Here is a 16,074-nt window from a genome sequence, read left to right on the forward strand (position 1 = left end):
TTTTTTATTTTTGCCTACTAATTAAAACTTAAAATTAAAAAATTATGTCAGACATTGCATCAAGAGTAAAAGCGATTATCGTAGACAAGTTAGGTGTTGATGAAAACGAAGTTGTAACTGAAGCAAGCTTCACAAACGATTTAGGAGCGGATTCATTAGATACTGTTGAATTGATAATGGAATTTGAAAAAGAATTTGATATTCAGATCCCAGACGATCAAGCTGAAAATATTGCAACAGTTGGTCAAGCTATTTCTTATATAGAGGAGGCGAAAAAATAATTCAATTTTTATGGAATTAAAGCGAGTCGTAGTTACAGGTTTAGGTGCACTTACACCAATAGGAAATACCAAAGATGAATATTGGGATGCTCTTGTTAGTGGCAAGAGTGGTGCTGCTCCCGTGACACATTTTGATGCTGAGAAGTTCAAAACACAATTCGCTTGTGAAATAAAAAACTTTGAGGTTACTGACTTTATTGATAGGAAGTTAGCGCGCAAGATGGATAAGTTTTCGCAGTACGCAATGGTGGCTTCAGATGAAGCTATTATAGACTCAAAACTTGATCTTGATAAACTAAACAAATTAAGAGTAGGAGTCATTTGGGGAGCCGGAATAGGTGGTTTAGAAACATTTCAGGATGAGGTGTTAAACTTTGCCGCTGGTGATGGAACTCCACGATTTAACCCATTCTTCATCCCCAAAATGATTGCGGATATAGCACCAGGAAACATATCTATAAAATATGGTTTCATGGGACCAAACTATACCACAGTATCAGCATGTGCCTCTTCTGCCAACTCAATGATCGACGCATTAAACACTATTCGTTTAGGGTCTTGCGACGTGATTATTACAGGTGGAAGTGAAGCAGCAGTTACTATAGCTGGTATGGGAGGTTTTAATGCTATGCATGCTATGAGTACTCGAAATGAAAGTCCTCAAACAGCCTCAAGACCATTTGATGCTAACCGTGATGGTTTTGTATTAGGTGAGGGGGCAGGAGCGATTGTCTTAGAAGAGTATGAACATGCAAAAGCAAGAGGAGCGAAAATCTACGCAGAAGTTGTAGGTGGAGGCTTATCTTCGGATGCGTATCATATGACGGCACCACATCCTGATGGAATAGGTGTTGTAGCGGTGATGAAAAATTGTTTAGAGAATGCAGGTTTAAAACCAGGAGATGTAGATCATATTAATACACACGGTACATCGACACCTTTAGGTGATGTTGCCGAATTAAAAGCTATATCAGAAGTGTTTGGAAGCCATGCTAAGAACATTAATATTAATTCAACAAAGTCTATGACAGGTCACCTGTTAGGTGCTGCTGGAGCTATTGAGGCTATTGCTTCTATACTAGCGATGGAACATGGTATTGTTCCTCCAACAATTAATCACGAAACAGCTGACGAAAACATAGATCCCGAATTAAATTTAACCCTCAATAAAGCTCAGAAACGAGATATTAAAGTCGCAATGAGTAATACCTTTGGATTTGGCGGTCACAACGCCTGCGTATTATTTAAAAAATTAGATTAAATCCCGAATGAGCTTCATTCGTAACATATTAAATTCCCGCTCTCAAGAGGACGGGAATTTTTTTTTACAACTTAAGGAAATTTTGGGCTTTAAACCTAAGTCAAAGTTTCTTTATATCACTGCATTTACACATCGTTCAATGAACCTTACGGACGAAAAAGGAAACGCTATGAATTATGAGCGTTTAGAGTTTGTTGGTGATGCTATTCTTGGTTCAGTCATTGCTGGTTATCTTTATGAAAAAGTACCACATGGTGATGAAGGTTATCTCACTAAAATGCGTTCTAAAGTTGTCAGTAGAGAACATCTCAATAAATTAGGTGAAGAATTAGGTCTTATTGATTTAGTTCAAAGTAAAATACCAAAATCTAATTTTGGTAGCAATATTCATGGTAATTTGTTCGAAGCCTTAGTGGGTGCTATATACTTAGATAGAGGCTATAAGGCTTGCGAAAAGTTTGTTTATAAACGTGTAATAAATCCTCATGTAGATATTGAGGCCTTAGAGGGAAAGGTCATTAGCTATAAGAGCTTACTTATTGAATGGTGTCAAAAAGAGAAAAACACATTTGATTATCAGATTTATGAAGATACGGGTAATGACGAATTAAAACACTTCTCGGTGAAGCTGATTATCAATGATAAGGTCATTTCTAAAGCACGAGCTACCTCTAAGAAAAAGGCAGAAGAAAAAGCTTCAAAGCGAGCATTTTTTGCGCTTCAAGAGCGAATAACAAAGTCTTAATTGATTTGAAAATTCAGATTTAAGCTAAGGGGTATTCAACTACATCGATTTCGTTTATTTTAAAATTTAAGATTAACCTATTCTTAATAATTTTCATTTTTTAAAATGCTATATTTACCATTCAAAGTTATATTTGTATGGCTTTACACAAGCTTATATTAGATGATTTTTACGACGAAAGCTATAAACTTATTGCAATTCATTGTAGATTAGAAGATTATCGAATAGCTTATTTACTCAATAAGTATATAAATCTCAAGTTAAGACGCACAGAAAATGATTTGGACTTCAAGTATTTGGAGTCTTCTTACAGTCTTTTTGAGTGGTATAATGACACGGAGTATGTCAAATGGAATTTGGTCTCCAATGTTTGTCAAAAGGAAGAGGATAGTTTGTATAGCTCAGGTACTTTATTTAGTGATAATTCCAAAGTATTGAAAACTTTCCATCTAATTCCAGAATACAAGAAAGTAGATTTTTTTTTAAAAATTTCAGAAGAGATTCAAAGTGTGGATGAAAAAACTATCTTAAGTAGATTACAAGCCATACCACAAATAATAACAAGTTATACGGTAGATCCGTTAAAAATAAAGTCGAAAGACAATTTAATTTTTTAGATTGATGATAAGTAAAAAGACAAAAATAGTAGCCACATTAGGACCAGCAACAAGTACGAAAGAAGTATTAAAAGCCATGTTGGACGAAGGTGCTAATGTATTTAGAATCAATTTTTCTCATGCCGATTACAAAGATGTAGAGGAGCGTATAAAAATGATTAGAGAACTGAACGAAGAGTTTGGTTATAACGCATCAATTTTAGCGGATCTTCAAGGGCCAAAATTACGTGTAGGTACTATGAAGGGCGAGGTATTTGTTAATGAGGGTGATGAAATTATTTTTGCGACTGGGAAACGTTTTGAGGGCACAAAAGAACGTGTTTATATGACTTATGACAATTTTCCTCAAGATGCCAAACCTGGAGAACGAATTCTTTTAGATGATGGTAAATTAATTTTCGAAGTGGTTTCTACCGATAAGAAATCAGAAGTTAAAGCAAGAGTTATTCAGGGAGGTCCTTTAAAGTCAAAGAAAGGCGTTAATTTACCAAACACTAACATTTCACAACCTGCTTTAACGGAAAAGGATATAGAAGATGCTATTTTTGCTATTGGTCAAAAAGTGGACTGGATGGCCTTATCATTTGTGCGTCATGCAGAAGATTTAATGCAGCTTGAAAAACTAATTAGTGAACATAGTGATCATAAAATTCCCATTATAGCGAAAATTGAAAAGCCTGAAGCGGTTGAGAATATTGATAAAATCGTTGCTTATTGTGATGGTTTAATGGTAGCTCGTGGCGATTTAGGTGTAGAAATTCCTGCAGAAGAAGTCCCGTTAATTCAGAAAAAGTTAGTGCTTAGAGCTAAACGTGCTCGTATTCCTGTAATTATTGCGACTCAAATGATGGAGACTATGATTACAAGTTTAACACCAACACGTGCTGAGGTAAATGACGTAGCAAACTCTGTCATGGATGGAGCAGACGCGGTAATGTTATCTGGTGAAACCTCTGTTGGTCAATATCCTGTACAAGTAATTCGTCAGATGGCGAATATTATTCGAAGTGTTGAAGATTCGCCACTTATAGAAGTGCCACAATCACCTCCTCATATTCGAACTAAACGCTATATCACGAAAGCTATTTGTTATCACGCAGCTAATATGGCGAATGAAATTAATGCTAAAGCTATTTCTACATTGACTAATAGTGGTTATACAGCTTTTCAAATTTCAGCTTGGAGACCATCAGCTCACATTTTGGTATTCACATCGAACAGACGTATATTAACACAGTTAAGTTTACTTTGGGGTGTCACAGGATTTTATTATGACAAGTTTGTAAGTACGGATGAAACCATTGAAGATGTCAATAATATAGCTTGTAAAAAAGGTTATTTAGAAGTTGGAGACATGCTTATTAGTTTAGCGGCTATGCCAATTCAAGATAAAGGTATGGTAAACACATTAAGAGTTACAGAGATTGAAAGTTGTAGTTTTTAAAACTCGAATTTGAGTTGAACACTTACGGCATCTTTAGCTTTTGATACCTTTGAATCTGTATTTAAATTAGATAAAGATATACCTAATAGTCTCACCGAGTTATTTAATTTTTCTTGGTATAATAAATCTTTAGCGGTTTCTAAAAGGACATTTTTATCACTTACAAAATAGGGTAGCGTTTTACTTCTAGTTTGAAGAGTGAAATCACTATACTTTATTTTTAATGTGACCGTTTTACCGGCGACTTTACTTTTAAGTAATCGTTTAGAGACTTCTTCGGCGATATGCTCTAATTTTTCAATCATGAAAATTTCTGATGATAGGTTTTCACTAAAAGTACGTTCTGCGGCTAAGGATTTTCTGATGCGGTTAGGTTTTACCTCACTATGGTGAATGCCTCTAACCACATCGTAATAAAACCTACCTGATTTGCCGAAATGTTCTTCTAGATATGCTAAAGGTTTGGATTTTAGGTCGTTCCCAGTAAAAATACCTAGTTGATACATTTTTTCGGCGGTGATTTTACCAACACCATAAAATTTGCGAATATCTAAGGCTTCCAAAAATTCTAAAACCTCTTCTGGGTTTACCGTTTTTTGTCCATTTGGCTTATTGTAATCACTGGCTACTTTTGCGATAAACTTATTAATGGATATGCCAGCAGAGGCCGTTAAGCCAACTTCGTCATTAATACGTTGTCTTATCTTTTTAGCAATTAAAGAGGCGCTAGGAAGGCCTATTTTGTTCTCTGTGACATCTAAGTAAGCTTCATCTAAGGATAAGGGCTCAACTAAATCGGTATAATCATAGAATATCTTTCTAATTTGATTAGAAATCTCTTTATACCTTTCGAAGTCAGTTTTTACAAAGATAAGTTCTGGACATAATTTTATAGCTAATTTTCCGGACATGGCACTTTTAACACCAAACTTACGGGCTTCATAACTCGCAGCGCTCACAACGCCACGCGTACCACCGCCACCTACGGCAATAGCTTTCCCTTGCAATTCGGGAAAATCCATTTGAGCCACAGAAGCATAAAAGGCATCCATATCTACATGGATTATTTTTCTAATTGGGAAAGGCGCGTCCATCATTCAAATTTATAATATCTTTATCAAAGACAATTAAATATAGGAGTAAATCAGGAATATAATGGTATTTATAATTCGACTTTTAATAGGTAATCTAGCCAAGTATAAAACGATTTAGGATAAAATTATAGATGCAGGAATGATGAATTTAGTAACAAATAAATTTGAAGCCCCAAGTGCTAGTCCATCCAATAGAATTAAGAAAATTCTTCAAAAATGAATATAGAGATAGAACGTAAATTTTTAGTAAAATCAGAAGATTTTAAAAACGAAGCTTTTAATAAATACACTATAAAACAGGGCTTTTTAAATAGTCATAAAGAACGTACTGTTCGTGTGAGATTGAAAAACGGCCAGGGTTATTTGACAATTAAGGGAAAATCAAAATTCAATGGAATTTCTCGTTATGAATGGGAAAAAGAAATATCAGGTTCAGAAGCTGAGGAACTTCTAAAACTTTGCGAACAAGGAATAATAAATAAAACACGATACGAAGTAAAATATGATGAACATATTTTTGAAATAGATGTGTTTTTAGATGATAATTATGGGTTGATAGTGGCTGAAGTAGAATTATCATCAGAAGATGAACATTTTGAAAAGCCAGAATGGCTAGGAAAAGAGGTGACGGGCGATTTAAAATATTTTAATTCTCAGTTAAGCAAAACACCATATTCGGAATGGTAAAAAAATAAAGCCTATTCTTTTAAAGGAATAGGCTCTATTGGTGAATAATTGGTTGGTTATTATTCTTATTCTTTGACTTCTTGTGTTCCTCCACTTACTATTAGGAATTCTGAACGTCTGTTTTCTGCATGTTGTTCTCTTGTACAACCAGAAGAACAATCTACTTTTGGTTCAGACTCTCCTTTCCCTTCACCAGAGATACGAGACTCATCTATTCCCTTAGAAATCACATACTGAACTGTAGTTTTAGCTCTACGATCAGAAAGTCCTTGATTATAAGATTCAGAACCTCTATTATCTGTATGTGATGTTGCTTTTATAACTAATTCAGGATACTTCTGCATGATTTGAACTAATTTATCTAATTCAAAAGCTGCAGCAGCGGTGATATTAGATTTGTCGAAATCGAAGTAGATAGTTTCTAAATCAATGTTATCAGCAAGTATCAATTTCTCAATAGGATCTAAAGAAATCTGAACGTCAGTTTCTTCTTCGCTTGATCCCTTAACAGAGACTTTCTTGCTATCAAAACCGTCCATAACAACTTCTAATTCCGTATCCTCTTCACACTCTACGATAAATTCAGCGATACCTTCGGCGTTTGTAGTTTTAGTAACTACTTTATTGCCTTGCGAATCGTGCAAAGAAACCGTTGCTCCACTTAATGGTTCACGTGTTGTGTCATCTAAAACAGTGGCTGTAATTAACACATCACATAAAGGTTGAAGTTTTTTAAATATGTAGATATCATCACTTCCTTTACCACCTGCTCTATTGGATGAAACGAATCCTTCACCAGTTTCTTCGTCAATAGTAAAAGCAAAATCATCTGAATTACTATTAATTGGAATACCAGCATTACGAATAGGTGCAAATTTTCCATCTATTTCTTTTGTATAGAATACATCTAAACCACCTAAGCCTAAATGCCCAGTAGATGAAAAATAAAGTGTGTTATCACTACTAATATATGGGAACATCTCTTGTCCTTCCGTATTCACTTTTTGACCTAAGTTAACTGGTTCTCCAACAGTACCATCATCATTGATAGGTGCTTTATAAATATCGTAGCTTCCAAAACCGCCTGGCATGTTTGAAGAGAAATATAAAGTCTTTCCGTCTGAACTAACAGAAGGGTTTTTAACTGTATAGTTTTCACTGTTAAATGGTAAACTCTCTACAGTATCCCAATCATTACCTACTTTAGTCGCTTTGTATAAATAGATTTGACTAAAACGAGTAGTGCTTAAAGAATCCTTCTCGTAATCTTTTTCGTAATAACTTTCTCTTGAAAAGAACATAGTCTTACCGTCAGGAGTAATAGATACTAAGCCTTCATGGTGTCTAGTGTTTAGAGTACTATTAGCTAATTCTGGTTCTAAATATGTACCATCAGTATTCTTACTTACCGAGTAAATATCTAAAAATGGTTCTTCGTTCCATCCGTAAGTCTTTCTACTATCATTACGAGCAGATGCAAAATATAACTTTCCATCATGTAATGTTCCACCGAAATCAGATTGCTCTGAGTTAAAAGGTGCATTCTGAACATTAAACTTTTTACCTTGTTCTAAAATTTTAGGTAAATAGTCAGGATTCTTGTTAAATGCAATAGCTCTGGCATCTGCTGGTCTCATTGAAGCGAAGCGCTTCATTTGTTGATTAGAAGCCTCATATTTACCATTAGCTTTAAGCATTTCAGAATATCTATAGATCATTTCTGGCTTATCCGAAGATTCTAATGCTTTTGCGTACCAACGTTCAGCAGCTTGAGTATCGAAAATATTATAATAACTTTCTGCTAATTGGCTGTATACATAAGCATCTCCTTTTCCGTTTTCAACTAACTTATTATAGCTTTCTGCTGCTTTAACAAACTCATATCTAGCAAAATGTTTATCTGCTCTTTGAGTGTCTTTATTCTGAGCAGTTAAGCAAAAGCTACTCATCAACGTAATAAATAATAATGTTTTAAAGTTTTTCATAATTGTTTTAGCTTAACTGTGATTAAAAGTATCTAGGTGAACGTGAAACACGTTTTGCGAAATTAAGATCAAATAACAACATGATCTCATGCGATGCCGGTGCATAGGCTTTAATATCAGATGATACTGCATCATATGCGTAGCCAATTCTAATTGCTGGTGTTAATGCAAAATTAACTAATCCTGAAAAAGAATCATCTAACCTATATGAAGCACCAATTTCAAATTTCTTATAGAATCTAGCGTTTAAATTAACATCGAAAGATGTTGGTGCATCAAATGCAGACTTCACCATAAATGAAGGCTTTAACTCGGTGTTCTCAGATAGGTCGAACACGTAACCACCAGTTAAGAAATAGTGCTGTGTTTCAGAACCTATTTTGTACCCATTAGCATCTAAATGAACAGATGATAATAAGTTAGGTACAGATAGAGCTAAATAATACTTGTTGGTATAGTAAAAGAAGCCTGCTCCAATATTAGGAGTTACCTCACTAATATCATTTGCGAAAAATGGATCGGCTGGGTCTATTAAATCTAAACCTGACAGTCCGATATCGTGGAAAGTCGCTCCAGCTTTCACACCAAATGCTAATCTATGTTCACCTCCTAGCCTAAGAGTATATGATAAATCGACATAAGCATTTGTTTCATTTACTGGTCCAATGTGATCTGAAATTACAGATACACCTAATCCAAGATTATTTCCCAGCGGCGAATGACCGAAGAATGTACCAGTTTCTGGTGCACCATCAATTCTTGCCCATTGATTTCTGTACAATAGTCCAAAGGAGAGGTTCTCCTTTGACCCAGCATAAGCAGGGTTGACTATATTCATATTATACATGTACTGCGTGTACTGAGGGTCTTGTTGCCCATGCATCTGAAATGCCATAAGCAAAACCACTATAATAGAGAGTTTTTTCATTATATAAAGTTGATTCTGTTAGTTGATTATCTGTTAATATATACCCAAGCCGATCTTGTCTTAGTACCACCTTCATATTCCATAGTGTAGAAATATGTTCCAACTGGTAACTCGTCGCCATCATTAGTTTGACCATACCATTCATTAGTATAATTTTTCTTAGAATATACTAAAGTACCGTTTCTATTAAAAATTTCCAGCTTAGTAACATTATAACTACTTAAGTCGAATACATCATTTTGTCCTGGTGTAACGCCTGGTGAGATACCTTGTGGTATTACACAGTTTTCTAGTTCTGTAACTTCAATAGCTAATGTATTAGAACAACCGGTTTCATTAAAGGTTATGGTTGCTGTATAATCTCCTGCTAATAATACCCCAAATGTTAAACCACTTCCTCCAGATATTGGACTTCCATCTAGTGTCCAAGACACGGATACTTCTTCTGCCGTAAAGTTAGAAGGGATGATATCTATCACATTTGGAGATGTCGCGTTAGGACAAACCACATAATTTAATTCTGGATTAAATTCTGCTAATGGAACGTCATTGATAACTAAATCAAATGATGTTGTTGTATGACAGCCCGTTTCTAAGTTATGAGCTCTAACGTAAACAGTTTCTCCTTCACTTGAATATGGACTCGCTATAGCTGCATTCCCATTTTCAGCATCTTCTTGAGATGTATGGTATGTGATTTGAATATTAGCATCAGTAGTGATTTCTGCATCTATCGATGTTAAATCAAACTCAGTAATACCGTCAACGACGCCGTCAAGGTCATCACAGACAATAAAGTCTACTGGTTGATTTATTTCTGGTAGAGGATTTACAATTAGCTCTACAGATGACAATTCACGACATCCTAAGTACCCATCTTCTGCAGCTGCACTATCTTCAATTCTAATGATTAATAGTTCGCCAGTTGATACATAAGGTGAAGACACAGCGTTAATAGCTTGGTTAGCATCAGTAACGTTAGTGTAATAACTAACCGTAAAACCTTCACCAAGAGCTAATGAATCAGTAAAAGCATCTAAGTCAAATGCTACGGAGCCATCTTGTTCCGGTCCATCACATACTGCAAGAGTTTGAGGGTCAAGAGGTGTAGCACCTTCATATAAATTAACAATGACTACTTGAGAATAAGCATCAGATCCACATTGTGCATCGTATGCATATACTTGATAATTATCTGATTCTGTTACCACTAATGTAGAAGATGTTTCTCCTTCCATTACAAACCCGTCTTTGTACCATACAAATTCATCTGCGAAAGGTGAATTAGCTTCGATCGTAATAGAGTCGTAACCACAAACACTTGTTTCAAAAACAGTTGGATTATCTGTTGGATCGAATATTACTTCTTCACTTACAATTTCAGCGGTAATTTCAGCCTCAATAGTACCATTATCTCCAGCTGTAATATTAGTCTGTTCAATAGTTATACTACCAGCACCACCGTTAAAGTTAGTTACTAATAACATATATATTTCGCCTGTTTGCGCGTTGTCGATAGTTAAATCTTCGACAGCTTGAGCAGAATAGCTACAATCCACGATATTTCCAAATGGGTAAAAGTTTGGGCTCGATGTATTATTAGGACATGTTGGACAATCCTCAAGTAGTATATCTGTACAAGCTTCAGACACTGAAGTAAATGGACCCCAAATAACAAAGTCTACGTCAATACCATTACCATTTTCATCTTCTTGAGCTATTTGAATTTCGATTGGCCCTGATTGACCTATTTGAATAATATTCCATGTTGGGTTAGGTGTAGAGTATAAACATGCAACTGACCCAAATCCAGGAACACCTATAACGTTAGGAGCTGTTAAAGCACCACCTACAGAACAGAAGTTCTCAGCACTTTCACAAATAATATTTGAAGGTGCAGGTCTAATACATAAATCGAACGTAGAAGATTCTTGTAAGTTTCCTCCACTAAAAACTCTAACATAATAGGTAGAACCTACTGTTAAAGGCGGTGTAATTGAAGAGTCATCTGTAGAACAGTAAACTTCAGTTAATTCACCACAAGAACCTTCGTATACAGCATGATGTAAGTTAGAGGTACCATTTTGAATATTTTGTAATGAAATAATTTGTAATTCATTTAATGCTTCAAATGTAAACCACACATCATCATTAGGTGAACCTGTACAACTTCCATTAGGAACACCTGAAGGTGTAGCGGCAAGTATAGTTCCTGGTGTTACGGCATCACAATTTGCGAATTCATTAACCACTGCCGTAATAGCGTCTACACAATTATCATTTTCTGGAGGACAAGCTATAATATTGTATAAAGGACTGCTGATTACACAATCGTTATCTTGAATATTCGTAACCAAGGCTTTCACAGAAGATCCAAAAGGAAACGGTCCCGCTTGGTAAGTATCTACTGTCTCAACTAAAACAGTTCCAGCATCATAAGTGTTAGTGATTTCTAAAGATGTTGCACTTCCTAAGTCAGTAACATCGACTTCTATATAGTATTGATCTCCGTCACAATCAGCCACAGTTGTATAATTTGCAGTAGGCAAGGTACAGTTAAGTTGCTGTACGTTTAATGTAAAGTCTAAAGTTGTTCCCCAAGACCCATTGTAACATGGGTTCGGAGTTGATTGGCCACTATAAGCGGCTCCGATTCTCATTCTGTGTTCTCCTATTGGTGCTGTTAAAGGCATTACAAAAGAGGCATCTAATAATTGTCCGGCTCCACCTGGAGATTCTCCTTGAAACACTAACTCAGTCATATCAAACACTAAATCATCATTGAAATCTATCCAAATGTTTGTATCGTGTGAGAAACCATGAGCAAACTCTATTTCAACAGTTGTATCAAGGCCTTGGTAAACATTTACGACAGGTGTCGTGTGATTTTCATAGGTTACATCACCATAAGAAGGGAAGTCAGTTACTCCAACTGTAACATTTGCTACACCTGTTCCATCATTACTCGTAGGATTCGATTCACAATATCCTGTAAAGAATTGGAATGGTCCATTAAAAGAACTTTCATCTCCAGGGCCACAAATCGCTTGTACATAAAATTCGTAAAATGTATCAGGTGTTAAGTCATTGATAATATAAGGATTTGTTGAAACGTTTTCAATAAATGTTCCTGTTCCTAAGGCAAAACCAGCTTCACCATATTGAATAGTCCATTCAGTTGATATACCTGCTTCAACCCAAGTAACCTCTGTAGACGTTAAACTTAAATTGGTTGCGGATAAATCTGTAGGTTCAGTACAAGTAGGAATTCCTCTTACTCTAAAGTTATCTACAAAAACTTCAACATCTTGAGGGTCGTTTACTGTTCCCTCAGAAGCTAAAATACCAAATTGTACTATTTGACCCTCATAAGCCGTAAGATCTACTACAGGGTGCTCTCCTGTTGCACTAAATACTGAAGTATTGTCGTATGTTAATAAAGTAGTCCATGTTGCACCAGCGTCACTACTCATTAGTAATTTTACGGTGTCATCAGACCCTAAAGTTCCTGGTGCTGTTGAACTGTTGTAGTTCATAACTCCAAAATCAAATTCAACTTGGAAAGGACCTCCTGTTAAATCAAATAATGGAGAAAGTAACCAATCACTTTTATTATTAGAATATAAGTTAATTCTATAAGCTCCAGTATTCCCATTATTAAGGAATCCATCAGAGCTCCATGAGCTTCCACCTATTTCTAAAGGACCTGTGGTTTCATCACCATTATGAGCTTCGTCCCAACAATCTGGGATAATTGTGGTAAAAGCTTGAATATAATCTGGACTGAATACATCGCATAGAGTGGTAAATGTATATGGACCAGACCAAGCACTTGTTTCACCAGTACATATGGCTTGTACATAATAGTCGTATGTACTTAATCCGTCTAAATTAGTTACTGTATAAGGGTTAGAGACATTACTATCTGTAGGCATTCCAGTTGGTGCTGTTCCTGTTGGTAGAATTTCGATATTCCACTCAGTCACATTACCAGGTTGAGTCCAACTAAGAGAAGCAGAATCATATAAAATATCTGATGCTGTTAGTTGATAAGGAGGAACACAATCAGGAGCCTCTGTTACATTAATAACAAAATCAGCCGTTACACCATAACCACCTATATAACATGGATTAGGAGTTGTTTGTCCAAAATCAGCCGTTCCTATTCTCATATTATAAACTCCAAGAGGAGTTTCTGGCATTACGAATGAAGCATCAAGAGTTGTTGGGTTAGCATTTGTAGACTCACCTGAGTAAACAAGTTCAGTATCGTTATCAAAAACTAAATCATTATTGAAGTCAATCCAAACGTTTACATTGTACGTGTATCCTGTTTCAAAAGTAATTTGCAAATTTGTATTAATACTAGATGCTAAATCTACTGTTGTACCAGTAAAATCTTCGTAAGTAATATCGCCACCGGAAGGGAATACCTCGGTGCCTAATACTATTTGTGAAATTCCGTTACCATCGTTTGAACTCGGGTTAGAAATACAATATCCGGTATAAAAAACAAATGGGCCAGCCCATTCACTTAATCCATCCTCAGTACCGCAATTTGCTTGATAATATACAAAGTACTCTGTTGATTCTGTTAAATCAGTAAGGGAAACAGTGGCAGTACCCGAAACAGCAGTCGTTCCTTGTTCTTCACCATTACCAGGAGTAAAATCGGTAGTGCTATATTCAATATTCCATTCTGTTTCTGAATCTCCAGCAGTCCAAGTTAAGTCTGCGGATGTTGTAGTAAGCATTGAAGTCTCCATACCTGTTGGAATAAGGCATGTAGGTGATTCAAATATGGTTACTACAATATTCGAATAATCTGCTTGAGAATTACTCCAACTTTGATCGAAGATTAAATCAATAAAACCATCAGTTGTTGGATCATACGGACCAGCAAACTCCCCAGCAAATGTAAGGGTAGTATCATTTCCTGTGCCTGCGCCTGTTGTAGGAGGATCAATTATTACTGAACCAGCAGTGGTTACAACCGTTAATGCCGCTTCACTAGAGAATGGGTTACCAGATCCAGCAACCCAATCAGCAGATACTGAGAAGGAACTATAGGTTCCTGTTGAAGACGCTGGAACTCCTACTGAGTTAGCAACATCGTTTAGATTAATAGGAGTGTTCGCGCCGGAAACTACGGTGACAGGTCCTACTATCGGATCAAAATCATACTGTGCACTCGCCGTGAGGAAAAAGCCTAGCATAATTAAAAATAGAGTAATCTTTTTCATTATTATTCTGTTTGTTAAAAAATAATTATTTATAATCGTTTGATTATAAGGGGTTTGTTGGTTTTTGTTATATTGTATGTTATTTTACGGTACAGTTAGCGTTATTTGACGAACAGACTATACAAGCCCGAATATATAAAAAATGACTATTAACAAGATGTTAACAATACTATAATAGATTAAGTACTGTTTTTATCGACAAATAACACTAGAAATATTTAGCTCATTTTTTTTCATTAAAATTCGGGTATGACCTAATATAGCTAGGATAGCTTTTTCCTATGATTTTTATTCTTACCACCCAAAATAAGTGTTTTGACATAATTTTTAGAAAAACTTATTGGTTAAAAATTAACTGTTTGTAAATGATGGGTTAATACATGGTTAATACGTTGAATTATATAGTTGGAAACAATAAAATTATAGGAATCTACTTTGTCTAATGATTCATTAATTAAAATAGGAGATCTTTTAAGAAATGTTAACTACAAACAAAATATAGATATTAAAATCATTATATTGGAATTGTGCATTTGATTAACTTTGTACTTTAATTATTATATGATAGAAAAACAAGAAATAGATTTAGAAAAGACGGTTCTTATCGGTGTGATTACACAGAATCAAGATGAGGAAAAGTCAAATGAGTATTTAGATGAATTAGAGTTTTTAACTTATACAGCAGGTGGTGAGGTGATAAAACGCTTTACACAAAAAATGGCGATACCTAATCCTAAAACTTTTATAGGAACAGGTAAAATGGAAGAGGTCGCAAATTTTGTTAAAGAAAATGAGATCGGTACTGTAATATTTGATGATGAATTAAGTCCGGCCCAAGAACGAAATATTAGTAAAATTCTAAATTGTAAAATTTTAGATAGAACTAACCTTATCCTTGATATTTTTGCGCAACGGGCGCAAACGAGTTACGCTAGAACCCAGGTAGAATTGGCGCAATGTGAATATTTATTACCAAGATTAAAAGGAATGTGGACTCACCTTGAGCGTCAAAAAGGGGGGATTGGAATGCGTGGACCTGGTGAAACTGAAATTGAAACAGATAGACGTATTGTTCGTGACAAAATCGCATTATTAAAAGCCAAGATAAAAACAATTGATAAGCAACAGGCTGTACAACGTGGAAATCGCGGTAAGATGGTGCGCGTAGCTTTAGTGGGGTATACCAATGTTGGAAAATCTACCCTAATGAATGTGATTAGCAAAAGTGATGTTTTTGCAGAAAACAAATTGTTTGCAACCTTAGACACTACAGTAAGAAAAGTGGTGATAGGAAACTTACCATTTTTAGTAAGTGATACCGTTGGTTTTATTAGAAAATTACCAACACAATTGGTGGAATCCTTCAAAAGCACTTTAGACGAAGTAAGAGAAGCTGATTTGCTTTTGCATGTTGTTGATATTTCGCATTCTAACTTTGAAGAGCATATCGAATCTGTAAATCAAATTTTAGATGAAATAGATAGTAAGGATAAACCTACAATCATGGTCTTTAATAAAATTGATGCCTATGAGCCGGAACCTTACGATGAAGATGATTTGATAGTGGAAAGAACCAAAGCCAACTTTACGATTGAAGAATGGAAAAAAACATGGATGTCTAGATTAGATGGAAATGCATTGTTTATTTCAGCTTTAAATAAAGAAAATATTGAAGATTTCAGAAAGCGTGTATATGAAGAGGTTAGAGAAATTCATGTCACTCGTTTTCCATACAATCATTTCTTATATCCAGACGTTGAAGATCTAGAATAAGAAACATAATTTTCTT

The 16,074-nt window shown here is 35.3% G+C and carries 11 protein-coding genes; 7 read left to right on the forward strand and 4 right to left on the reverse strand.

The genetic code is table 11. The annotated features are described in order from the left end of the window. The first annotated feature begins 44 nt into the window (after positions 1-44). The 5 genes from DFQ11_RS04100 (at position 45) to pyk (ending at position 4,348) form a co-directional block, all read left to right on the forward strand. Complete coding sequence (locus tag DFQ11_RS04100) at positions 45-281, forward strand: acyl carrier protein (protein ID WP_007137004.1); 237 nt, start codon at positions 45-47, stop codon at positions 279-281. A 10-nt stretch (positions 282-291) separates the two neighbouring features. Then, the gene (gene fabF / locus DFQ11_RS04105) at positions 292-1,542 is read left to right on the forward strand and encodes a beta-ketoacyl-ACP synthase II (protein ID WP_110474523.1); all 1,251 of its coding nucleotides are present in this window, start codon (positions 292-294) and stop codon (positions 1,540-1,542) included. A gap of 7 nt (positions 1,543-1,549) precedes the next feature. After that, positions 1,550-2,287 (forward strand): ribonuclease III, encoded by a 738-nt coding sequence (rnc, locus tag DFQ11_RS04110; RefSeq protein WP_110474525.1) that lies wholly within the window; start codon positions 1,550-1,552, stop codon positions 2,285-2,287. A gap of 137 nt (positions 2,288-2,424) precedes the next feature. Next, complete coding sequence (locus DFQ11_RS04115; protein ID WP_110474527.1) at positions 2,425-2,904, forward strand: IPExxxVDY family protein; 480 nt, start codon at positions 2,425-2,427, stop codon at positions 2,902-2,904. A gap of 4 nt (positions 2,905-2,908) precedes the next feature. Beyond that, positions 2,909-4,348, forward strand: a complete 1,440-nt coding sequence (gene pyk, locus DFQ11_RS04120) for a pyruvate kinase (RefSeq protein ID WP_373287843.1) — start codon at positions 2,909-2,911, stop codon at positions 4,346-4,348. Here pyk and dinB read toward each other — a convergent pair. Continuing rightward, a complete protein-coding gene (dinB, locus tag DFQ11_RS04125) occupies positions 4,345-5,442 on the reverse strand; it encodes a DNA polymerase IV (protein ID WP_110474531.1) in 1,098 nt (365 codons plus the stop codon). The genes pyk and dinB overlap by 4 nt on opposite strands. Before the next feature lie 216 nt (positions 5,443-5,658). Here dinB and DFQ11_RS04130 point away from each other — a divergent pair, with 216 nt between their 5' ends. Continuing rightward, the gene (locus tag DFQ11_RS04130) at positions 5,659-6,129 is read left to right on the forward strand and encodes a CYTH domain-containing protein (protein WP_110474533.1); all 471 of its coding nucleotides are present in this window, start codon (positions 5,659-5,661) and stop codon (positions 6,127-6,129) included. Positions 6,130-6,194: 65 nt separating this feature from the next. Here DFQ11_RS04130 and DFQ11_RS04135 read toward each other — a convergent pair whose 3' ends face one another. The 3 genes from DFQ11_RS04135 to DFQ11_RS04145 are packed head-to-tail and all read right to left on the reverse strand — an operon-like array spanning position 6,195 to position 14,285. Then, on the reverse strand, positions 6,195-8,114 hold the full coding sequence (locus DFQ11_RS04135) for an OmpA family protein (protein ID WP_110474535.1): 1,920 nt from the start codon (positions 8,112-8,114) through the stop codon (positions 6,195-6,197). A 22-nt stretch (positions 8,115-8,136) separates the two neighbouring features. Beyond that, a complete protein-coding gene (locus DFQ11_RS04140; protein WP_110474537.1) occupies positions 8,137-9,042 on the reverse strand; it encodes a PorP/SprF family type IX secretion system membrane protein in 906 nt (301 codons plus the stop codon). 26 nt (positions 9,043-9,068) lie between these two features. Then, positions 9,069-14,285 carry a GEVED domain-containing protein gene (locus DFQ11_RS04145; RefSeq protein ID WP_110474539.1) on the reverse strand — a complete coding sequence of 1,739 codons (5,217 nt, stop codon included), beginning with the start codon at positions 14,283-14,285 and terminating at the stop codon, positions 9,069-9,071. 561 nt (positions 14,286-14,846) lie between these two features. Between DFQ11_RS04145 and hflX the strand changes: the two genes are divergently transcribed. After that, positions 14,847-16,058: a GTPase HflX gene (gene hflX, locus DFQ11_RS04150; RefSeq protein WP_110474541.1), complete on the forward strand. Its 1,212-nt coding sequence runs from the start codon at positions 14,847-14,849 to the stop codon at positions 16,056-16,058. Positions 16,059-16,074: the final 16 nt, after the last annotated feature.

The sequence above is a fragment of the Winogradskyella epiphytica genome, from assembly GCF_003217215.1.
Taxonomy (GTDB): Bacteria; Bacteroidota; Bacteroidia; order Flavobacteriales; family Flavobacteriaceae; genus Winogradskyella; species Winogradskyella epiphytica.